The organism is Streptomyces sp. NPDC007164, assembly GCF_040634135.1.
In the GTDB taxonomy this organism is placed as follows: Bacteria; Actinomycetota; Actinomycetes; order Streptomycetales; family Streptomycetaceae; genus Streptomyces; species Streptomyces sanglieri.
In genome coordinates this window covers 18,824-40,451 of sequence record NZ_JBEYFB010000019.1, presented here as the reverse complement: position 1 = coordinate 40,451, position 21,628 = coordinate 18,824, and the positions used below count along the sequence as shown (strand labels likewise).

The 21,628-nt window shown below is 72.9% G+C and carries 16 protein-coding genes, 1 pseudogene and 1 riboswitch; of the genes and pseudogenes, 14 read left to right on the top strand and 3 right to left on the bottom strand.

From position 1 onward, the window contains the following. Window position 1 precedes the first annotated feature (1 nt). Genes ABZ622_RS23275 through ABZ622_RS23265 form a run of 3 tightly spaced genes read left to right on the top strand, consistent with a single transcriptional unit; the run spans window position 2 to window position 6,085 of the window. Window positions 2–1,519 (top strand): glycoside hydrolase family 32 protein, encoded by a 1,518-nt coding sequence (locus ABZ622_RS23275; protein ID WP_360546067.1) that lies wholly within the window; start codon window positions 2–4, stop codon window positions 1,517–1,519. Window positions 1,520–1,555: 36 nt separating this feature from the next. Then, a complete protein-coding gene (locus tag ABZ622_RS23270; RefSeq protein WP_360546065.1) occupies window positions 1,556–5,140 on the top strand; it encodes a glycoside hydrolase family 32 protein in 3,585 nt (1,194 codons plus the stop codon). Window positions 5,141–5,152: 12 nt separating this feature from the next. Then, window positions 5,153–6,085 (top strand): carbohydrate kinase, encoded by a 933-nt coding sequence (locus ABZ622_RS23265; RefSeq protein ID WP_360546063.1) that lies wholly within the window; start codon window positions 5,153–5,155, stop codon window positions 6,083–6,085. A gap of 39 nt (window positions 6,086–6,124) precedes the next feature. On the opposite strand, the gene ABZ622_RS23260 is transcribed toward ABZ622_RS23265, so the two are convergent. Continuing rightward, window positions 6,125–7,417 carry a hypothetical protein gene (locus tag ABZ622_RS23260; RefSeq protein WP_360546061.1) on the bottom strand — a complete coding sequence of 431 codons (1,293 nt, stop codon included), beginning with the start codon at window positions 7,415–7,417 and terminating at the stop codon, window positions 6,125–6,127. 198 nt (window positions 7,418–7,615) lie between these two features. Here ABZ622_RS23260 and ABZ622_RS23255 point away from each other — a divergent pair, with 198 nt between their 5' ends. The 7 genes from ABZ622_RS23255 to ABZ622_RS23225 all read left to right on the top strand — a co-directional run bounded on the left by ABZ622_RS23255 (window position 7,616) and on the right by ABZ622_RS23225 (window position 15,791). Then, entirely contained in the window at window positions 7,616–8,893 is a 1,278-nt protein-coding gene (locus tag ABZ622_RS23255) for a beta-ketoacyl-[acyl-carrier-protein] synthase family protein (protein ID WP_360546059.1), read from the top strand. Between the two features lie 14 nt (window positions 8,894–8,907). Further along, window positions 8,908–10,764, top strand: coding sequence for an acyl-CoA dehydrogenase (locus ABZ622_RS23250; RefSeq protein WP_360546057.1), 1,857 nt, complete (start codon window positions 8,908–8,910; stop codon window positions 10,762–10,764). 259 nt (window positions 10,765–11,023) lie between these two features. Beyond that, window positions 11,024–11,302, top strand: a complete 279-nt coding sequence (locus tag ABZ622_RS23245; protein WP_360546055.1) for an acyl carrier protein — start codon at window positions 11,024–11,026, stop codon at window positions 11,300–11,302. Next, entirely contained in the window at window positions 11,299–12,522 is a 1,224-nt protein-coding gene (locus ABZ622_RS23240) for a beta-ketoacyl-[acyl-carrier-protein] synthase family protein (RefSeq protein WP_360546054.1), read from the top strand. Before ABZ622_RS23245 ends, ABZ622_RS23240 begins: the two co-directional genes overlap by 4 nt. Window positions 12,523–12,616: 94 nt before the next feature. Further along, window positions 12,617–12,806: riboswitch (cobalamin riboswitch) on the top strand. Window positions 12,807–12,868: 62 nt separating this feature from the next. Then, window positions 12,869–13,909 (top strand): ABC transporter substrate-binding protein, encoded by a 1,041-nt coding sequence (locus ABZ622_RS23235; protein ID WP_360546052.1) that lies wholly within the window; start codon window positions 12,869–12,871, stop codon window positions 13,907–13,909. A 53-nt stretch (window positions 13,910–13,962) separates the two neighbouring features. Next, window positions 13,963–14,997, top strand: coding sequence for an iron chelate uptake ABC transporter family permease subunit (locus ABZ622_RS23230; RefSeq protein ID WP_360546225.1), 1,035 nt, complete (start codon window positions 13,963–13,965; stop codon window positions 14,995–14,997). After that, window positions 14,994–15,791: an ABC transporter ATP-binding protein gene (locus ABZ622_RS23225; RefSeq protein ID WP_360546050.1), complete on the top strand. Its 798-nt coding sequence runs from the start codon at window positions 14,994–14,996 to the stop codon at window positions 15,789–15,791. The genes ABZ622_RS23230 and ABZ622_RS23225 overlap by 4 nt, the downstream gene beginning before the upstream one ends. Before the next feature lie 272 nt (window positions 15,792–16,063). On the opposite strand, the gene ABZ622_RS23220 is transcribed toward ABZ622_RS23225, so the two are convergent. Beyond that, complete coding sequence (locus ABZ622_RS23220; RefSeq protein ID WP_360546048.1) at window positions 16,064–17,137, bottom strand: PRC and DUF2382 domain-containing protein; 1,074 nt, start codon at window positions 17,135–17,137, stop codon at window positions 16,064–16,066. A gap of 283 nt (window positions 17,138–17,420) precedes the next feature. Between ABZ622_RS23220 and ABZ622_RS23215 the strand changes: the two genes are divergently transcribed. The 4 genes and pseudogenes from ABZ622_RS23215 (at window position 17,421) to ABZ622_RS23200 (ending at window position 20,373) form a co-directional block, all read left to right on the top strand. Next, window positions 17,421–18,203 carry a class I SAM-dependent methyltransferase gene (locus ABZ622_RS23215; protein ID WP_360546046.1) on the top strand — a complete coding sequence of 261 codons (783 nt, stop codon included), beginning with the start codon at window positions 17,421–17,423 and terminating at the stop codon, window positions 18,201–18,203. 200 nt (window positions 18,204–18,403) lie between these two features. Then, window positions 18,404–18,523 (top strand): annotated as a pseudogene (locus ABZ622_RS23210) (cytochrome P450); the annotation flags it as partial. A gap of 302 nt (window positions 18,524–18,825) precedes the next feature. After that, window positions 18,826–19,410, top strand: coding sequence for an adenosylcobinamide amidohydrolase (locus tag ABZ622_RS23205; RefSeq protein WP_360546044.1), 585 nt, complete (start codon window positions 18,826–18,828; stop codon window positions 19,408–19,410). A 54-nt stretch (window positions 19,411–19,464) separates the two neighbouring features. Further along, on the top strand, window positions 19,465–20,373 hold the full coding sequence (locus ABZ622_RS23200) for an NAD(P)-dependent oxidoreductase (protein ID WP_360546042.1): 909 nt from the start codon (window positions 19,465–19,467) through the stop codon (window positions 20,371–20,373). Between the two features lie 73 nt (window positions 20,374–20,446). Here the strand turns inward: ABZ622_RS23200 and ABZ622_RS23195 are convergent, their stop codons facing one another. After that, window positions 20,447–21,358, bottom strand: a complete 912-nt coding sequence (locus tag ABZ622_RS23195; protein ID WP_360546040.1) for a SigB/SigF/SigG family RNA polymerase sigma factor — start codon at window positions 21,356–21,358, stop codon at window positions 20,447–20,449. Window positions 21,359–21,628: the final 270 nt, after the last annotated feature.

Sequence of the window (21,628 nt, the reverse complement as noted above, 5' to 3'; positions counted from 1 at the left end):
CATGACCCACGACCTCACCCTGCCCCGCGCCCGCCCCGAGGACGCGCCGAAGGGCCTGGCCGAACGGGCCGACCTCGACCCGCACCGCCCCCGCTTCCACTTCACCGCCCCCGGCGGCTGGCTCAACGACCCCAACGGGCTTGCCCATTGGGACGGTGTCTACCACCTCTTCTACCAGTACAACCCGCTCGCCGCCGCCCACCACCGCATCCACTGGGGCCACGCCACCAGCCGCGACCTGGTCCACTGGAGAGACGAACCGGTCGCGCTCGTCCCCGGCGCCGACGGCCCCGACCGGGACGGCTGCTGGTCCGGCGTCCTCGTCGACGACGGCGGCACCCCCACCCTCGTCTACTCCGGCCGGCACGGAGAGCGCGAACTTCCCTGTGTGGCCACCGGATCGCCCGATCTGCGCAGCTGGCGCAAGGACCCCGCCAACCCGGTGATCGCCGCCCCACCGCGGGACGACATCACCGCCTTCCGCGACCACTGCGTCTGGCGCGAGAACGGGAAGTGGCGCCAGCTCGTCGGCTCCGGCGTCCGGGGCGTCGGCGGCACCGCGTTCCTGTACGAGTCCGAGGACCTGCGCGACTGGCGTTACGTGGGCCCGCTGCTCACCGGCGACGCGGGCACCGGCACCGCGGCCGACCTCGACTGGACCGGCACCATGTGGGAGTGCGTCGACCTGTTCCGGATCGACGGCACCGACGTCCTCGCCTTCTCCGCCTGGGACGAGGGCGCCACCCACTACCCGCTGTACTGGACCGGACGCTACGAGGGCGACACCTTCACTCCCGACGGACTCCACCGGCTCGACTACGGGCAGCGCTACTTCTACGCCCCGCAGTCCACCCGCGACGCACTCGGCCGGCGCGTCCTCTTCGGCTGGCTCCAGGAGGGCCGGGACGAGGACGCCGTCGCCGAGGCCGGCTGGTGCGGCGTGATGTCCCTGCCGCGCGTCGTCACCCTCGGCGCCGACGGCCGGCTCGCCCAGGCACCGGTCCCGGAACTCGCCCGGCTGCGCCGCGAGGCGGTGCGCACCGGTGCGTTCACCGTGACCGACGGGAGCTGTCTGCGGCTCGACGGCGTGCAGGGCGACCAGCTCGACATCGAGACGACCCTGCGGCTGGTCCCCGGAGCCTCGGCCCGTCTGGTGGTGCGCGAGAGCGAGGACGGTTCGGAGCGGACCGTGATCGAGGTGTCGCGCCCCGCGGACGGCGGCGCCGGCACCCTGTGGCTGCACCGCGGCGCGAGCAGTCTCGACCCGGCCGCCGACAGCGAACCCCGGTACGGCGAACTCCCGTTGAACGGCGAGGGCGTCGTGGAGCTGCGGGTCCTCGTCGACCACTCCGCGCTGGAGATCTTCGCGAACGGGCGGGCACTGGCCGCCCGGATCTACCCGACGAGGGCCGACGCCCTGGCCGTCGGGATCGAGGCCACCGGCCCGGTCGCGGTGGAACGGCTCGACGCCTGGCGGATGGCCCCGGTCTTCGACGGCCCCCGCCCGCTCTGGCCCTGAACGGCCCGTCCTTCCCTCCACCCTGAGGAGACGATCATGTCCATTTCCCGGCGTGCACTCCTGTCCTCGGCCGGTCTGACGCTGCTGGCCCCCCTCGCGGGGGCCGGCCCGGCGTCGGCCGCGCCCCCGTCCCCGGCCGGTCGTCGAGCGGCTCCGTCGGCCGGCGACCTCGCGCCGATACCCGACCCGCTGGGCCTCACCGGCACCTGGTCCCGCACCGCCGACGGCGGACAGCGGGCCGTGACCGGAGCCGAACGCAATGCCGTGGCCCTGTCCGAGCAGCGCATCGCGGCCGTCGCCGGATACGCGGCCCGGATCACCATCGACGCCGGATCGCCCTACGCGGTCGGTTCGCTGGTGGTTCGCGCCACCGACGACGGATCGGCCGGATACGCGGCGAGCATCGACCCCAACCTGCGCCGCGTCCGCCTCCACGACCTGGCGACCGGACGCGACCTGGCGCCACCGGCCACCGCTACCCTCGCACCCGGCACCACCTACCTCCTCGAAGTCGCGGTGGACGGACCGGAGTTGACCGTCATCCTGGACGGCAGGCAGGTGCTGGCCGCCCGGGACACCACGTACGAGCACGGTGCCGCCGGGCTGCACGCCTACAACGGCACCGTCGTCTTCGGGCCGCCCGGAGTGTGCTCCGTCACCACCGACGCCACCGGATGGACCACCTACGGCGGCACCTGGACGGCCACCTCGCTCGGCTGGCACGCACAGGCCCCCGCCGGCACCAACTGCCGTGCCGTGTCCGCCACCCGGGTGCACGACACGGTCCACCAGGCCGACGTGAGGATCACCGATCCGTACGCGGTCGCCGCCCTGCTGCTGCGTACCGACGCACAGGCAACGGCCGGTTACGGGGTCCAGATCGACCCGAACCTGAATCGGCTGCGGCTCTACCGGATCGACGGCGACATCACCCTCGGCACACACAGCACCACCATCGACGTCGACAAGGTGTACCGGATCCGTGTCGAGGCGGACGGGCCGCGGCTCAGGGTGCGCTGGCAGAGCGACTTCATCACCCCCGACGGCTACGCCCCGGTCATCACCGCACAGGACGCCACGCACGGTTCGGGACTGCTCGGCGTCCTGGCGTACAACGGGGCCGTCCGCTTCGAAGGGATAGCCGCCACCGGCCCGGTGACTGACCTTCAGGGCTGGTCGACGGTGTCCGGGGCCTGGACCCCCGATCTGCGCGGGCTGCGGGGAGAGGGCACCGAGGCGCTGCGCATCGCACCGTTCCCCGGCGGCGACGTGCTGCTCAGCGCCGACATCGGGCTCGCCGGGGCGACCGGCGCGGGGCTCGTGGTCCGCGCGGACGCGGCCGGTGCGGGCGGCTACGAGGCACGGCTCGACGCGACGGGCGTGCACCTGCTGGACCGCACCGACGGCACCGGGATCGGCCGCGCCGCACCACCCGTCCGGCCCTTCGCGACGGGCGGCACCTACCGGACCGAGGTGCGGGCCCTCGGTACCACCGTCACCGTGACGGTGGACGGCGTCGAGGTCCTCACCGCCACCGTGTCCCGTACCGGCGGGAAGGCCACCGGGCTCGCCGCGACCGGCGGCACGGCCCACTTCCAGGAGGTCAGGGCCCGCGCCCCGCAGACGTACTACACGGACACCCACCGGCCGGCGTACCACTACACCCAACTCGCCTCGCACACCAGCGACCCCAACGGGCTGGTCCACCACGAGGGCGAGTACCACCTCTTCCACCAGGACTCCGGGCAGTGGGCGCACGCCGTCTCCACCGACCTCCTGCACTGGCGCGCGCTGCCCGTCGCCCTCCCGGTCTCCGACTTCGGCCACACCTGGTCCGGCTCGTGCGTGGTGGACCCCGACGACACCAGCGGGCTCTTCGGCGGCCGGCCGGGGCTGATCGCGTACTACACCAGCTACCACCCGGACAGGCCCGGCGGGAACCAGTGCGTGCGCGTCGCCCTCAGCAAGGACCGGGGCCGCTCCTGGCAGTGGCACGGCACCGACCCCGTGGTGCAGAACCCCGGTGGCCCGGACGGAAACTGGGACTTCCGCGACCCGAAGATCGTCCGCGACACCGACCGCGACCAGTGGGTGATGGTGGTCTCCGGCGGCGACCACGTCCGCTTCCTCACCTCCACCGACCTGCTGAACTGGACGTACCGCTCCTCCTTCGGATACGGCGACTGGGTGACCGGCGGCGTCTGGGAGTGCCCCGACCTGTTCCCGCTGCCCGTCGACGGCGACCCGGAGCAAGTGCGCTGGGTGCTCGTACTGTCCACCGGCGCGGTCCGCGGCACCGACGGCTCGGCGGCCGAGTACTTCCTCGGCGACTGGGACGGCACCGCCTTCACCACCACCAACCGGGCCGGCACCCCGCTGCGCGCCGAGGCCGGCCGCGACTACTACGCCGCCATGACCTTCTACGGACTGCCGGACGGCCGCCGCGTCCAGCTCGGCTGGCTCAGCAACTGGGACTACGCGTTCAGCGCCCCGACCGGCGAGTGGAACGGCCAGCTCGGCATCGCACGCGAACTGACCCTGACCGCCGGGGGACTTGTCCAGCGGCCCGCCGCCGAGATCGAGACGCTGCGCACCAGCAGCACCACCATCGAGGACGTCACGGTGCGCCCCGGCTCCGCCGACCCGCTCTCCGCACTGCGCGGCCGGTCCTACGAGATCGAGGCCGAGATCGCCCTGCCGGGCACGGATGCCGCGACCGCCTTCGGCTTCCGGCTGCGCACCGGGGGAGACCGGCACACCCTCGTCGGCTACGACACCGGCACCGGGAAGCTCTTCGTCGACCGCAGTGCCACGGGCGCCGACGACTTCACCGAGCACTTCGCCGGACGCACGGAGGCGGTACTGCCCCTCACCACCACCGCCGACGGCGAACGGCGGCTGCGGATCCGGCTGTTCATGGACACCTCCTCCGTCGAGGTGTTCGGCGGGGACGGCCGGGTCACGATCAGCAGCCTGCTCTTCCCCGGGCCGGACGACCTGGGCATGGCGTTCTACGCCGACGGGGGAGCGGCCCGCATCGTCACCCTGACCGTCCACCGGCTCCGCGGCGTCTTCCGGGTGACCGACAGCGACCCCGGACCGGCCGCGAACCCGCAGGGCGGCACCTTCCGCAGCGGCGGGCTCGGCGAACTCACCGTCGTGCCGGCCGGGCACTGGACGACCACCGGCGCCGGCCGCACCGGAGTCTTCGACCGGGACTCGACCGCCGTCTCAGGCACCGATTACACCGACCTGGAACTGACCTCCCTCATCCGCCTCGGCGGCCCCGACGGGACCGGCGGCGCCGGATCGGTACTGCTGCGCGCCTCGCCCGACACGGCCGACGGGTACGCCCTCAACCTCGACCCGAACCTGCGGACGGTCAGGCTCTTCCGCAGGGACGCCGGGCGCACGACCGTGCTCGCCGAGGCACCCCTGCTGATCCGGGCAGGGGTCAGTATTCCACTGCGGATCAGGGCCCGGGGCGGGCGGATCGAGGCGTTCGTCGACGGCCTGCCGGTCATCGATGTGACCGACACCCGCCACACACGCGGCAGGATCGGGCTCAATGTGTTCGGAGGCCGCGCCGCCTACCAGGACACCTTCGTCACCGCACTCTAGGAGACCCCCCCCATGCTCGACAGACTCGACCTGCTGGTCATCGGCGAATGCGTCGCCGACATCGTCCGGCTGCCGGGTGCGGCCGATCAGGTCCACCCGGGCGGCAGCCCGGCCAACGTCGCCTACGGTCTGGCCCGGCTCGGGCACGGCACCACCCTGCTCACCCAGCTCGGCCCCGACGCCAACGGCCGGCTGATCAGGGACCATCTCGCCGGTGCCGGCGTCGAGGTCCGCACGGACGACGCCACGGCCGCCACCCCGTCCGCCGCCGTCACCCTGGACGGCGACGGCCGGGCCGCGTACACCTTCGAGATCGCCTGGGCGCTGGGCCCGGTCACCCTGGACCGGCCGCCCCGGCACGTGCACACCGGTTCCATCGCGGCGGTGATGGAACCGGGGGCGGCCACCGTCCTCGGCGCCGTGGAGTCGCTGCGTCCCTCCGCGACCGTCAGCTACGACCCCAATGTGCGGCCCGAGCTGATGGGGGACCACGACTCGGCCGTCCGCCGGGTCGAGCGGTGCGTCGCGCTCAGCGACGTGGTCAAGGCCAGCGACGAGGACCTGGAGTGGCTCTACCCGGGCCAGGACCCGGAGCGGGTCGCCGAGCGGTGGCTGGCCACCGGCCCGGCACTCGTCCTCGTCACCCGGGGCGGCGACGGCGCACTGGCCGTACTGCCCGGGGGACGGGTGACGGTCGACGCGCTGCCCACCGAGGTCGTCGACACGGTGGGGGCGGGCGACGCCTTCATGTCGGGCACCCTGCACGCCCTCGCCGGGCACGGGCTGCTCGGCGCGGACGGCCGGGAGCGGCTGCGCTCGCTGGACCGGACCCGAGTGGCCGACGTCCTGCGGCACGCGGCGGCCTCCGCCGCGGTGACCGTGGCCCGGGCCGGCGCCAACCCGCCGGACGGGGCGGAACTGCGGGCGGCACTCGACCGGAGCTGAACACGCGCCGGCCGGGGACGGCGGGCCCGGGGGCCTCCCTCACCCGGGCACCGCCAGATGCGGGCTGCTGTCGTCGTCGAGGAACTCCACGACGGCGAGGACGATCAGCGCGCACAGCGCGATCCACACCGTGACCAGTCCGGTCGGCCGGTCCCAGGCCACCAGGACGGCGGCGGCCACCACGACGACCGTCCAGTTCAGCGGGCGCCTGGCGCGGTGCACCCAACGGCCGACCGGGCCGCCGGTGAACCCGGCCGCGTCCCGCACGGCGCCGATGCCGCCGCTCCACATCGCCATGACCCGGCCGGCGGCGCGGCCGTCACCGGTCAGCCAGGCGGCGAGCGCCACCACGATGCCGAGGGTGACGACCATCCGGACCAGGACCCGCATCGGGTCGGCCAGGGCGTCGAAGACCGCACCGGCCGCGGGCTGCGACACCCCGGACGGCAGGCTGTCGAGATAGAACGCCCGGCCCACCCACATGGCCAGGCCGAGCACCGCGGCACCGGCCGCGACCGCGAGCGCCGTCGTGACCAGTGCGCGACGGCGGCGCACCGCGAGGAGCACCCCGCCCGCGGCCAGTACCAGAGCCACCAACGGCAGCCAGAACCCGATGATCTGGAGCGCCCGGAACCACCTCTTGGCCTTGCCGACCGAGTCGGAGGTCAGCACCGTGAAATCGGTGTGGATCTCCGGGATCTTCGCCGCGACGCCCAGTCCCCGGTCGACGAGGCGTTGTTTGACCCGGTCGATGACGGGCGCGAGGTCGATGGTGACGGTGTCGCCGGTGAGCTCCACCGCCCCGCCGCCGCTTCCGGACAGCGCCTTCAGCGTGGCGGACTGGGCGGACCGGTTGAGGTCGGTCCAGATCGTCGCGAAGGCGTCGCTGGAGACGAACTTCTCCGTGGTCCCGCGCACGAAGTTCGAAATGCCTGTGGTGAGGGGGCCGCTCAGCTTCGACAGCGCCTTGTCGAGCACCGGCCGGTCCGCGGGGGAGACGTCGGCCAGCAGGGCCTTCACATCCAGGTGCCCCATGACTGCACCGGTGACGCGATCGGCTACCGCGCTCCGCACATCGGGGTCGGAGGCGAGCGGCGCCATCATCGCCACGTAGTTGTCGGTGTCGCCGATCTGGTTCTTCGCCCAGGTCGACACGATGCTCAGTGGCGTGAGGACGGCCGCGGCGACGATGAGCAGCACGGCGAGGAACGAGCGGGCCCGGGGCCGGTGCCGGGCCGGGGCCCGGGTCTCCAGCACGGCCACCCTGGCGCGCAGGGCATCCAGCTCGGCGTGCTCGTCGGGGGGCTTCGACTGATCGTGATCCGCTGCCATTCCCCCAGGGGACGGCCGACCGTCGCGCACGGCGCGGCGGGCTGCTGCGGACGGGTGAACACGGTCACCGTGGCGTGCGGCACCGTTCGGCCCACCGGAGGTATCGGTGACCCTTTCGGCTCATTGGGCGCATCCTCGCCGGGGCTACTGCCGTTCGACAACCAGTAGGCCTGATCGATTACGGAGAAGGGGGCGGACATGACGATGGCCGACAGGGGCGTCGCGGTGACCGGACTGGGGGTGGTGACTCCCGCGGGCGCGGACGAGCACACATTCTGGGAGGGGCTGTGTGCCGGTGTTTCCACGGCCCGCGGCTGCGAGGAACTGGCCGGGCTGCCGGTCGACTTCGGCTGCCCGGTGGACGGGATCGATCTGGACGCGGCGGTCGGCGGGCGTTCGGTGTGGCGGATGGCGCGGTTCGTGAAGATGGCGCTGGTCGCCGCCCGCCAGGCCGTCGCGGACGCCGGGCTGTCGCCGGAGCGGTGGGACGGCGACCGGGTCGCCGTGGTGCTCGGCGTCGGAGTGGGCGGGGTGTCCGTGCTCGTCGACAACGTGCGCAGGCTCGACGACGGCGGGGCGGACGCGGTGTCACCGCTGCTGGTCCCGATGATGATGCCCAACGCGGCCGCCGGGGAGCTGGCCATCGCCCTGCGGGCCCACGGCCCCAGCCTGGCCCCTGCGACCGCCTGCGCGTCCGGGGCCACGGCCATCGCCGTCGCCCGCGACCTGCTGCTGAGTGACCGGTGCGACGTGGTGGTGGCGGGCGGTGCGGAGGCCGTACTGACCCCGCTGGTGGTGAGCGCCTTCGCGGGGCTGGGCGCGCTCTCGCCGCGCACCGGCGATCCGGCGGGTGCCTCGCGGCCGTTCGCCGCGGACCGGGACGGGTTCGTGATCGGCGAGGGCGCCGCCGTGCTCGTACTGGAACGGACGGCCGACGCGTACGCCCGGGGCGGACGGGCGCGTGCCCTGCTGACCGGTGCGGGCTCCGCCACCGACGCCCACCACCCCACGGCCCCGGACCCGGAGGGCGGCGGTGCGCGCAAGGCCGTCGGGGCGGCGCTGCGCGAGGCGGGCTGGGCCGCCCACGAGGTCGACCACATCAACGCGCACGGCACGTCGACGCAGCTCAACGACGCGATGGAGATCGCGCTGATCTCCGAGATCTTCCCGCACCGCCCTTCGGTGACCGCGCCGAAGGGCGTCCTCGGGCACACCCTCGCGGCGTCCGGGGCGATCGAGGCGGTCGCCACCGTACTGACCCTGGAACAGGGGCTCGTCCCGCCGATCGCCAACCTGGACTCGCTGCCGGACGGGTTCGACCTCGACTGTGTGGTCAAGGAGCCCCGGATCCAGCCGGTCGAGCGGGCGCTGAGCCACTCCTTCGGCTTCGGCGGACACAATGTCGTACTCGCCTTCCAGCGTGCCGGTGCGGACGGCCCGCCAAGGGCGGATCCGGGTGTCCTCGCCGTTGCTTGATCGTTATATTTTCCATGACCGCAACGATCGACAGCCCCTCCGCAGAACGATCCACGGAGCTCCTCACCGGTGTGCTCCTCGGCGGCAACCACCGCCGGGAGCACGGCTTCTGGCAGCGGCTGATCAGCACCGAACCCTTCCGCCGCCCGGACCACCGCACCACCGAGCAGCGCCTGGCCCTCGCGTACGAGCGGCTGCGCGTCCTCAACGACTGCCTGGACAGCGGGGCCCGGCTGGCCGCCGACCCCCGCGCCCTCGCCGCCCTGCACGAATGGCTCGGCCCGGTGGACCCGGCGCTCACCACGGTCGCGGGGATCCACTACAACCTCTTCCTCGGCAGCCTCCTCGACCACGGGGGCGACGGCCACCGCGATCTGTCGGACTTTCTGCGGCTGCGGCGCATCGGTACCTTTCTCTGTACGGAGGTGGCGCACGGCAATGACGCCGCGGCCGTCGAGACCACCGCCGAGTACGACCGTGAGCGCGACGGGTTCGTGCTGCGCACCCCGCACGCCGGGGCGCAGAAATTCATGCCCAACACCGGTCCGGCCGGCGGCCCCAAGACCGGACTGGTGGCCGCGCGCCTGCTCGTCGACGGCACCGACCACGGGGTCTTCCTCTTCCTCGTACCGCTCACCGACGAGGGACAGCCGCTGCCCGGAGTGCACATCCGCAGGCTCCCCACCCGCACGGGCAGCCCGGTGGACCACTGCCTGACCTCCTTCGACCGTGTCTTCGTGGGGCGCGTCGCGCTGCTCGACGGCGACCACGGACGGGTCGGTGCGGACGGGGAGTTCAGCAGCGCCGTCGACAACCGCAGACGGCGCTTCCTCGCGTCGATCGGGCGCGTCACCTCCGGGAAGATCTCGATGACGGCCTGCGCGGTCGGCTGTGCGCGCGCGACGCTCGCCGTCGCCGTCCGCTACGGCGGCCACCGGCACATCTCGGGCCCCCGTGGTTCGCACCGGGTGCCGGTGATCGCCCACCGCAGCCACCACGGACCGCTCGCCGCGGCCATGGCCACCGTCTTCGCGATGAGCCTGCTGCACCGCAGGGCCCTGGACCGATGGGAGCGGGGCGAGCGGCGGGAGGAGGCCGAGCGGCTGGTGGCCGTCGCCAAGGGGTGGATCACCTGGCAGGCCCGGTCCGTGATCGTCGAATGCCGCGAACGCTGCGGCGCCCAGGCACTCCTGGAACACAACGGGATGAGCGAACTCGTCACCGGGGTGGAAGGCGCCATCACCGCCGAGGGCGACAACCTGGCCATCCACGCCAAGGCGGCCGCAGAAATGCTCTTCGCCGCCGCACCGGCCGCCGGGGCCGCCTCCGGTGGCGGCCCCGGCGATCTCGACGACCCGGGCTTTCTCGGCGGGCTGCTCGCGGAGCTGGAGCGGATCTGGTTCGTCCGGGCCAGGGAGCGGATGTGCCTCGCACCGCACGGTGACCCGCTGGGGCGGTGGAACGCGGCGGCCGGGCCCGCCCTGCGTGGCGTCGAGGCCCACGCCCAGCGGCAGGCGGCCGAGGCGTACGCGGAGGCGGTGGCCGTGCTCCCCGAGGGGCCCGCCCGCGACCGGCTCGGCGAGCTGGAACGGCTCTTCGCACTCGACCGGATCGCCCGCAACAGCGGTGACCTGCTGGCGGCGGGCCTGCTGAGCGCCGACCAGGTCAACGGCCTGCCGGACAGGGTGGAGCGGCTCATCGCCACCGTCGCCGCCCATCTGCCCGACCTCGTCGACTCCTTCGGGCTGCCGCCGGAACTGCTCGCCGACTGGCCGATCGCAGGCGCGGACTACGTGGCCGCGTACGACGATCCGGGGGCCTTCTGGCAGACCGGCGGCGGGGTCCGGGACGTGGTTCGGGGCGAGCGGTGACGGCCACGACGAGGAAAGGAACAGTTGTCCGGAGCCGACGGGCCGGCGAGGCCGCCCGGGCCCTCGGGGTGCGGGTTGTCCTGCTGGCCTTCTGGGGTACGGCGTCCGTCCTGGCCCGGTGGTGCGGGGAGCGCGAGGAGGGCGCTGCCGAATCGGTTCGGCACAAGGCGTAACTGGAGGCACTCCTCCCAGTTGATTCGGCGTCGGGACGGTGTCACCGCCGGTCCGACAGCCGGACCGAATAATGGAGAGAAAGCTGATGAGCGCGATTCACCCCAAGATCACCGAGGTTCTGACACACACCTTCAAAGTGCCCGCCGCAGAGATCCACCCGGGCTCCACGATGGACAGTCTGGAGATGGACTCCCTCGCCGTCGCCGAGTTCGCCGTCCTCATCAGGGAGACGACCCGCGGCGACCGGGACTTCGACCAGCTTCCCAAGAACGCCACGCTGGCCGACATCAGCCGGTTCATGGACACGGCGGCCGGCAGCGGGGCGCGGATGGGCAGCGGGGCAGCGATGAGCAACGCCCGATGAACAGGCCGGCCGTCGCCGTCACCGGACTGGGCATGATCACCCCGGTCGGCAACGACACCGAATCCACCTGGCAGGGCGTGTGTGCGGGCGTGTCACCGGCCCGCACCGTCGCCGGGCTCGAAGGATGCGCGATCGACTTCGCCTGCATGGTCGACGGCATCGACCTGGACGCCGCGATCGGCGGCCGGGCGTCCTTCCGCATGGGAAAGTACGTGAAACTCGCGGTGCTCGCCGCCCGCGAGGCGGTCACCGACGCCGGGCTCGACCCGGCCCGGTGGGAGGGCAGCAGGGTCGCGGTGGTCGTCGGCACCAGCAGCGGCGGCTCCGCCTCGCTGACCGAGCAGGCCGTCGTGCTCGACCGGCTCGGCGCCGGGGCCACCTCGCCGTCGGGCATCCTGCTCACCATCCCGAACATGCCCGCCGCCGAGATCGCGATCCAGCTGCGGGCCACCGGGCCCAGCCTGGCGCCGTGCACCGCCTGCTCGTCCGGCGCCACCGCGCTGTCCGTCGCCCGCGACCTGCTGGTCACCGGGCAGTGCGACATCGCGATCGCCGGAGCCACCGAGTCGATCGTCTACCCGGCCGCCATGGCCGCGTTCGCCAGGTCCGGGGCCGGGGCCCGGCGGGACGGCGACCCGGCCGGACTGTGCCGGCCCTTCGCGGCCGACCGGGCCGGCCTGGTCATGGGCGAGGGCGCGGCCGTCATGGTGCTGGAACGGACGGACGACGCCCGGGCCCGGGGCGCGGCCCCACGGGCGCTGCTCGCCGGCACCGGAGCCACCACCGACGCCCACCATCCCATCAGCCCGCATCCTTCCGGCGCGATCGCCCAGGCGGCTGTGGAGGCCGCACTGCGCGACGCGGGCTGGGCGGCCGAGGACGTCGAGCACGTCAACGCGCACGGCACGGCGACCCCGGTCAACGACGCCACCGAGGCCGCCCTGATCGCCCGGGTCTACCCACACCGGCCACCCGTCACCGCACCCAAGGGCGTACTGGGGCACTGCATGGGAGCGGCCGGAGCGATCGAGGCCGGGCTCACCGTCCTCACGCTCCAGCGCGGAGTCGTACCACCGATCGCCAATCTGGACGCCCCAGCGCCCGAGTTCGACATCGACTGCGTCACCAAGCAACCTCTGCGGCAGCCCATCAGGCGCGCCGTCAGCCATTCCTTCGGATTCGGCGGCCACAACGCCGTACTCGCTCTTCAGCGTCCCTGAGAGCCGTTCCGCAGGCAGCAGGCAGGTGGTGCGACGGGAGAACAGCCCGGCGTACCACCGGCCACACACCGCCCGTGAGCTGCACAGAGGCACGTGATAGCTTGCCGGGGCCAGTCAAACTCCACGTATGGGGTCAGGGAATCCGGTGCGAATCCGGAACTGACGCGCAGCGGTGAGGGAGACGGGCGGGGCCACGGCCACTGGGACCACCCTCGGGTGCCCGGGAAGGCGCCCCGTCCGGACGAACCCGAGTCCGAAGACCTGCTGGCAGCCGCGTCCCGGCACCGGGCCGCGGTACTTCGTACCACGGGCTCCGCGCATGGGCCCAGAGACGCAGAGGGACTCCGTGCCGTCCATAGCCAGCCCCGTCCGCACCATCGCCCTGCTCTCGGCGGGACTCGTCCTGCTGACCGCCTGTGGAGGCGGAGCCGGTGACGCCACGGCGAAGCCGGGCCGCGCGGACGGATATCCGGTGACGCTGAAGAACTGCGGCCGCACCGTCACCGTCGAGTCCGCGCCGCGCCGCGCCGTCTCCGTGGACCAGGGATCGACGGAGATCCTGCTCTCCCTCGGCCTCGCCGACCGGATGGCCGCCACCGCGACCTGGACCGACCCGGTGATGAAGGGCCTGGAGACGGCCAACGCCGAGGTGCCCAGGATCGCGGACAACCGGCCGTCCTCGGAGAAGGTCCTCGACCGCGAACCGGACTTCGTCAGCGCCTCGTTCGAATCGACACTCGCCAAGGGCGGCGTCGCACCCCGCGAACAGTTCGGGTCGCTCGGCGTCCCCACCTATGTCTCGCCCGCCGACTGCACCGGCAAGGACAACAGCGGCGGCGGCGACGGAGCCCGCACCACGCCGCTCACCATGGACAGCGTCTACGGAGAAGTGCGCGACCTGGCCGGGGTATTCGGCGTTCCGGAGCGCGGCGACGCGCTCGTGGGCACGCTGCGGGAGCGGGTGAAGAAGGCGACCGAGGGCATCGACGCCTCCGGCACCACCCTCCTGTACTGGTTCTCCGACTCCAAGGCCCCGTACCTGGCGGGCTGCTGCGGAGCCCCCGGGATCATCACCGGGGAACTCGGTGCGAAGAACGTCTTCGACGACACCCACGAGGAATGGCCCCAGATCAGCTGGGAGACCGTCGCCGACCGAAATCCCGACGTTCTGGTCATCGGCGACCTGACCCGTAAGGCCCAGACCGCCGAGAGCGCCGCGAAGAAGATCGAATTCCTGGAGTCCAACCCCGCTACGAAGAACATGGACGCCGTCAGGCACAAGCGGTACGTCCTGCTGAGCGGCCAGGCCATGAACCCGTCCATCCGCACGGTCGAGGGCCTCGAACGCGTCGCCGCCGGTCTGCGCAGGTTCGGGCTCGCGGGGTGACGCCGGCCGAACACGGCACGACGGTGACCGCGCCACCGGCCGCCGTCGTACCGGTGAGTGCCACGAAGGGCGTACGACGGCTGCGCGGCGGGGTCCTGTGGGCCTGCGGCCTCGCGCTGCTCGTCGGTTCCGTCGCGGTCGCCGTCACCATCGGACCCGCCCGCATCTCGGTGGCCGACGTCTGGTCCGCGGTGGCCGCCCATCTCGGCGGCGGCCGGTCGCGGCTCTCCCCGATCCGGGACGGCATCATCTGGAACCTGCGCATGCCGCGCACCCTGCTCGCCGCGGTGTGCGGTGCCGGGCTCGCGGTCTGCGGCACCGTCATGCAGTCCCTGCTCCGCAACCCGCTCGCCGACCCGTTCGTCCTCGGCGTCTCCTCCGGCGCGTCCACCGGCGCGGTCGTGGTCGTCGTCCTCGGTGTCGGCGGGGGAGCGCTGTCGATCTCGACCGGCGCGTTCATCGGGGCGCTGTGCTCGTTCGCCCTGGTGCTGCTGCTCAGCCACACCCTGGGCGGCACGACGGACCGGGTGGTGCTCTCCGGTGTCGCGGCCATGCAGCTGTTCTCCGCGCTCACCTCCTTCGTCGTGATGACCGCCGCCGACGCCGAGCAGACCCGCGGGGTGCTGTTCTGGCTGCTCGGCTCGCTCAGCGGGGTCGGCTGGACCGATGTGTGGGTCTGCGCCGCGGTGCTCGCCGTGACCCTGCTGATCTGCCTGGGCCACGCCCGTACGCTCGACGCCTTCGCGTTCGGCCAGGACGCCGCCGCCACGCTCGGCGTCAATGTCGCGCGCACCCGGCTCGTGCTGCTGTGCACAACCGCGCTGCTGACCGCCGCCCTGGTCAGCTCGGCCGGTGCCATCGGTTTCGTCGGTCTGGTGCTGCCGCACGCCGCCCGTGCCCTCGCCGGTTCCGGGCACCGGCGGCTGCTGCCGGTGACGGCGCTGGCCGGGGCGGTGTTCCTGGTCTGGGTCGACACGCTCGCCAGGACCGTGCTCGACCCGCAGGAGGTGCCCGTGGGTGTGGTCACCGCACTGATCGGGGTGCCCGCGTTCGTCCTGGTCCTGTACCGCACCCGGAGGACCGCATGACGGACGTGGCCGACGCGGGACTGTGTGCCGAACGGGTCAGCCGGACGGCCGGCGGCCGCCTCATCCTCGACGGGGTCGATCTCGCCCCGCGGCCCGGCGCCACCGTGGGGCTGATCGGACCGAACGGATCCGGCAAGTCGACCCTGCTGCGGGTACTGGCGGGAGTCCTGGCCCCGGAGACCGGCGTGGTCACTCTCGACGGGCTGCCGCTCACCGAGATCGGCCGCCGCACCGTCGCCCGGCGCGTCGCCGTGGTCGACCAGCACGCCGTCACCCAGGTCGAGCTGAGTGTGCTGGACGTGGTGGGGCTCGGGCGCATCCCGCACCGCAGGGCCTGGTCGGCGCCGAATCTGGCGGACGACGAGGCGGTACGCGAAGCGCTTGCCCGGACCGGTCTCGCCGACCGCGGCGACCAGTCCTGGCACACCCTCTCCGGGGGTGAGCGCCAACGTGTCCAGATCGCGCGTGCACTGGCCCAGCAGCCGCGTGAGCTGCTGCTCGACGAGCCGACGAACCACCTCGACATCCAGCACCAGCTGGAGCTCCTCGCGCTGATCGCCTCGCTGCCGCTGACCGGTGTGATCGCGCTCCACGACCTCAATCTGGCGGCGATGTTCTGCGACCGGATCGCCGTGCTGAAGGCGGGGCGGGTGGTGGCCGCCGGCACCCCCTCGGAAGTGATCACCGAGGAGCTGATCGCCGACGTCTACCGGGTCGCCGCCCGCGTCACGCCGGACGGCCCGGACGGGCGGCCGTCGGTACGGTTCCTGCCGGGGCGGCCGCCCGGGACGTAACGCGGCAGGCAGGGACGTAACGCGGCAGGCAGGGACGCAACGCGGCGGGCAAAGGAGGCAACGCGGGCAGGGAGGCAACGCGGGCAGGGACCTGACACGGCCGGCCGGGGAGCCGCGGGCTTCCTGTGGAGCGGGCCGGGACGCCGAGCGGGCGGACCCGGCACCGCATGGCGTGGGTCCGCCCGTTCTTTCCGGGTGCGGCGGTTCGCCGCGGTGCGTGGGGTGGGCCGGCAGGGGCCCGACGGGTCGGCCGCCGGGACGGGCCCGGCGGCTCAGCGGCGGCGTCCCCGGCCGAAGTCGCCTCCCATGTCCTTGCCACCCGGGTCCTTCCCGCCCATGCCGGTGTCGTCCGCGTAGTCGATCTGCTCCTTGCGGAGTTCGGCGGAGACCTCCTTCTGCTCGGTCACCTTCTTGGTCTCCATCCGCACCCGCTCGACGGCCACGGTCTCCTTGCGCGTGGTCGGGCGTTCCGCGTGCAGGGTGACCTCGACGTCCTGCTCGCGGATGGCGGCACGCTCAGCAGGGTTCTCGCCGGGCTGGAGCGGTTCGCGGATCAGCCGCACCTCTTCGTGCGTCACCGGCACGGTCCTGGTGACGTTCTCGGTGACGACGTACTTGTGCAGCCGGGCCGTTCCGCTCTCGTACTGCTCGGTGCCGACGTGGAGTTGCTCCTCGGAACGGATCATCTCCTCCTTGCTGTCCAAACCGGCGGCGGACCGTTCGGCGCCCGCCCCGGCACCGACGAGGGGACGCGAGGTACCGGCCTCCGCCCCGGTGTCGCGGTGCCTGCCCTGGCCCGTGCCGGTTCCGGCGCCGGCCATGCCGGACGAGGTGGTCCGGGCCGTGCCCGTACCGGAGGCGGTGGTGCCCGTCATGGCCGTCCGGTCGGACCCGGCTGCGCGGCCGGCGCCGGCCGCACCCATGGCCCCGGCCCCGGCGGCTCCCGCGGCACCCATGGCCGTGGTGCCCGTCCCGGACGTCGTCTTCGCCGTGCCCGGCCGGTCGCCCAGCTTCGCGGTGGTGTTCCTGGCGAGGCCGTAGTGCTTGTAGAGCTCTTCCTCCTCCGCCACGGACAGATGCGCGTCGGCGTCCACCCGGGGGGCGTCCTTGACCCGTTCCTTCGGATGCGAGATGTGCAGATCGGATCCCACACGGCGGGCTCCGGCAAGAGGAACGAAACTCTCCTTCATGCCGAACAGGCCGGTCTTCACCGTTATCCAGTCCGGCCGGCCGGTGTTGTCGTCGACATACACCCGGCCCACACTGCCGACCTTCTCGCCGTCGGTGTCGTACACCGTCAGGCCGTCGAGCTCTCCGGAATCCGTGAAACCGTCAGCGGCTCCCATGACCGATTCCTCCTCGTCCGGGCGCGTCCTGTGGCGGGGGCCATCAGGGGAGGCGCGTCCGCATTCCATCGCGCCTCACCCGGATGGACGCTGCAACCTCCCGGGCGGCGGAGCCCGGCCGCCGCATGCTCGGCGGTTCGGCGGTGACCGCCTGCCACGGTGGTGGGCGCCCCGATCCCGCACTAGGCCATTCGGGTGAAGCGGGGGAGGGTGTGCGCCCAGGCGGGCCGCCGGGTGCCGCCGCACCGCGAAACCGCGAGGATCCGACCGGCGTTCCACTGGCATGAACACATTGCGCGGCGCATTCGACGAGGACGCGGAGCTCTACGACCGGATGCGCCCGCGCTATCCTGCCGAGCTGGTGGCCGGGATCGTGACCCTGGCCGGCCTGACCCCGCGGAGCCGGGTGCTCGAAATCGGGCCGGGCACCGGGCAGTTGACCGTTCCGCTCGCGTCGGCCGGTTATGAGGTGACGGCCGTCGAGCTGGGCCCCTCGCTGGCGGCCGTGGCGCGGCGCAACCTGCGTGACTTCCCCCGCGCGCACGTCGAGGTGTGCCCGTTCGAGGAGTGGACGCTCCCGCCCGACCCCTTCGACCTGGTGGTCTGCGCGACCGCCATCCACTGGATCGACCCCGCTGTGCGCTTCACCGGGGCGGCGGACGCGCTGCGCCCCGGCGGAACGCTGGCGCTCGTCACCACCCACCATGTGGCGGGCGGCAGCGAGGAGTTCTTCGAGCAGGTGCAACGGTGCTACGAGCGATGGGACCCGGCCACCCGCCCGGGCCTGGTGATGCCGGACGAGGCATCGACGGAGACGGTGTTCGACGAGCTCGACCGGCCGCCCTGGGCCGGACCCGTGCGGGCGAGCCGTCATGTCCGGGAGATCACGTACACGGCCGAGCAGTATCTCAACCTGCTGATGACCTACTCCGGCCACCGCGCTCTCGCCCCCGACGCGCTCCACGGCCTGCTCGGCTGCGTCCGGGGCCTGATCGACGACCGGTACGCGGGGCGCATCACCAAGCGGTACCTGCATGAACTCCTCACCGTACGCAAGGCGTCGTGAACACCGGGAACATGCCGTCCCGTCGACACCGTCGACCGCGGAACCGGCGCCGTTCGAACGGGCGGCCGCCCACCCGGCCCGTCGGCCACCGGCCCACCAGCGTGTGGAGACCCCGATGACCGGCATCCCGCACCGCCCGGACCCCACCGGCGGCTGCCCGCACGTGGACAACGCCATGCTGATGGCCTGTGGCATCCGTCCGGTATCCCACCCGGGACCTCACCCTCGACGGCACCGTCACACCGCAGGGGGACCCCGTGCTCGCCGGCTGCTCCGCCGCCGGGCGGGGCAGGGCCGCGTACGGACCCAACGCCGACCGGGCTTCGTCGGCAACAGCACGGGACCGCACCCCGGTGCGGCTCCGCCCCTGGCCCCCACTGCCGTACGCCCCGCACCCCCTGCGGCGCGTACGACTGCCGCCTCCGCCACGCGCACAAACACGGCGCGTACGACCGCCGCGCCCCGGCACATATGCCGGCACATAGGATCGACGGGCCAAGAGTCGACCGTCGTCCTGCCGCGCCACCGGGGGTGCCCCATCAGTTCCGTACGCATCCGGCTGCCCGAACAGCGCGGCGAACTGCTGACCCGGCACGAGGACGGTACGGAGCTGCACCATCTGGTGTGGCGGCTCGGGCCGGGGTGGCGGGTGTGCGGCAGCGCCGTGCTCGGCGGCGGCATCGGCCCGCGCGACTGGATACTCAACGCCCAGGTGCCCGGCGGCTACCCGCGCCTGGACCCCGACCGGCACCTCGCCGGGATCGCCGCCGCCGAACACCTCACCGGACCCGGTACCGGGCTGATGACGGCCGCCGACGTCACCGCGTACACGGTCGCCGCCGAGGCGGGCGTGACGGCGACCGCCACCTGCGGACTCGGCGTACGCGGCTGGGCCGCCGCCCCGGCGGAAGGCAACGGCGGGCCACAGCGCCCCGGCACCATCAACATCGTCGTCACCGTCCCCGTGCCGCTCTCCGACGCCGCACTCGTCAACGCCGTCGCCACCGCCACCGAGGCCAAGGTCCAAGCGCTCCTGGACGCGGGCCTGGACTGCTCGGGCACCCCCACGGACGCCGTCTGCATCGCCGCCCCGTCCCCGGGGCCGGCGCCCGCCGAACCCTTCGCGGGACCGCGCTCCCTGTGGGGTGCGCGACTCGCCAGGACTGTGCACGCTGCCGTCCTGGAGGGCGCGCTGCGGCAATCCTGAGAGATCACGGCGCCGCGATCCGACCCGGCCGCGGCCGACGAAGGGAGCCCTCTCATGACATCAAGCACCGCGGACACCACCGCGGACCGACCGGTCGTCGCCGTTCTCGGCACCGGAATCATGGGGTCGGGAATGGCCCGGAGCCTCCTGCGGGCCGGACTCGACGTCCGCGCCTGGAACCGTACGCAGTCCAGAGCGGCCCCGCTCGCCGCCGACGGCGCCGTGGTCACCGGGACGGCCGAGGAGGCCGTACGCGGCGCGGATGTCGTCGTCACCATGCTCAGCGACGGCCCCTCCGTGGCCGCCGCACTCGCCGCCGCGTCCGGGGGAGTGCACGCCGGTCAGGTCCTGCTCCAGAGCTCGACGGTCGGGATCGACGCCACCGCCGATCTCGCCCAGCGCGCCGCGGACCTGGGCCTGGTCTACCTCGACGCACCGGTCTCCGGCACCAAACAGCCTGCGGAGCAAGGGGCGTTGACGGTCTTCGTCGCGGGTCCCTCCGCCGTCCGTGCGACGGTCGATCCGGTGCTGGACGCGATCGGGCAGCGCACGTTGTGGGTCGGCGAGGCACCGGGAGCGGCCTCGCGGCTGAAGCTGGTGGTCAACACCTGGGTGATCACCATGGTCAACAACATCGCGGAATGCCTCAACCTCGCGGAAGGGCTGGGCATCGAACCGCAGTCGTTCCTCGACGTCATGAAGGGCGGCCCGCTGGACTCCGCCTATCTGCAGGGCAAGTCCGCCGCCGTCCTCTCCGGCGACCTCACCCCGAGCTTCACCCTGTCCACCGCGCTCAAGGACACCCGCCTCATCCTGGACGCGGCACAGTCGGCGGGGGTACGACTGGACCTGGTCGAGGCGTCGGCCGACCGTTTCGTACGGGCCGAGGCGGCGGGACACGGCGGCGAGGACATGATCGCCACCTACTACGCGGGCCGGACCCCGGAGCAGGACGACGACTGAGGTGCGGGGGCGGGGGTGGGGCGGGCGGCGCCGGAATTCATTCGGCCGCCGATGCACGGCCGCGACTCCGGGGTCACTCCTCGACGAGCATCCCGTTGCGGAGCTTCCGCAGGATTCTGCTGATCAGCCGCGACACATGCATCTGCGAGATGCCGAGTTCGGCGCCGATCCGGGCCTGGGTCATCTCCTGGCCGAAACGCATGTCGATGATGCGGCGCTCGCGTGCGTCGAGGCACCCCAGCAGCGGCGCGAGCGTGTGCAGATTCTCGACCGTCTCCAGAGCGGGATCCGGGCCGCCCAGGACATCGGCGAAGGTACGCCCCGGGGCGTGGCGCCGCCCCGCCTCCGAGGGATCGGCCGGCATGTCCAGCGAACCGGCCGCGTACCCGTTGGCCGCCACGATGCCCTCGGTGACCTCGTCCTCGCTCAGCCCCATCTGCTCGGCGAGCTCCGGGACGGTGGGGTCGCGGTCGAGCTCCGTGACCAGTGACTCCTTGGTCCTGGCGATGTCCACCCGCAACTCCTGGAGCCGGCGCGGGACATGTACGGCCCAGGTGGTGTCGCGGAAGAATCGTTTGATCTCCCCGGTGATGTACGGGACCGCGAAGGAGGTGAACTCGACCTCGCGGGAGAGCTCGAACCGGTCGATGGCCTTGATCAGCCCGATCGTGCCGACCTGGACGATGTCCTCCATGTCGCCGCCCCCGCCCCGGTGCCGGAACCGTCCGGCGGCGAACCGTACGAGGGAGAGGTTCATCTCGATGAGGGTGTTGCGCGCGTACTGATGGGCGGCGGTTCCCTCCTCCAGTGCCTGGAGACGGCCGAAGAACAGCCTGGACAGTTCACGCGCGTCACCAGGGGCGATCCTGCCCGCGTCCTCGATCCACGGCAGCCCGCCGAGCTCCCCGGCCGGCACGTCCGCCTGCGTCGAGCGAGAGTCCTCCGCTCGCTCCGTATCGGCGGTCCGTGCAGTGTGCGCCGTCATCCCGTCACGCTCCCCAGGTCGTATCCCATGAGGTGTATGCGCATGCCCCAGGAGGGAATTCCCATGCGCGGGAGCGGGAGTTGATCACGTCACACGGCGGCGATTGGCCGGGAATCGCCGTGATCCCGGGCCATCCCGCGTAATCCCCCGTCATATCCGGTACCTGTGCGGGCCGGACGCGGACGGGAACGCGGAACCGCCCCACCGGTACGGGGGAGCCCGGTGGGGCGGTCGCTGACCAGACTGCCACAGCCGAGGGGGCAATGGGGA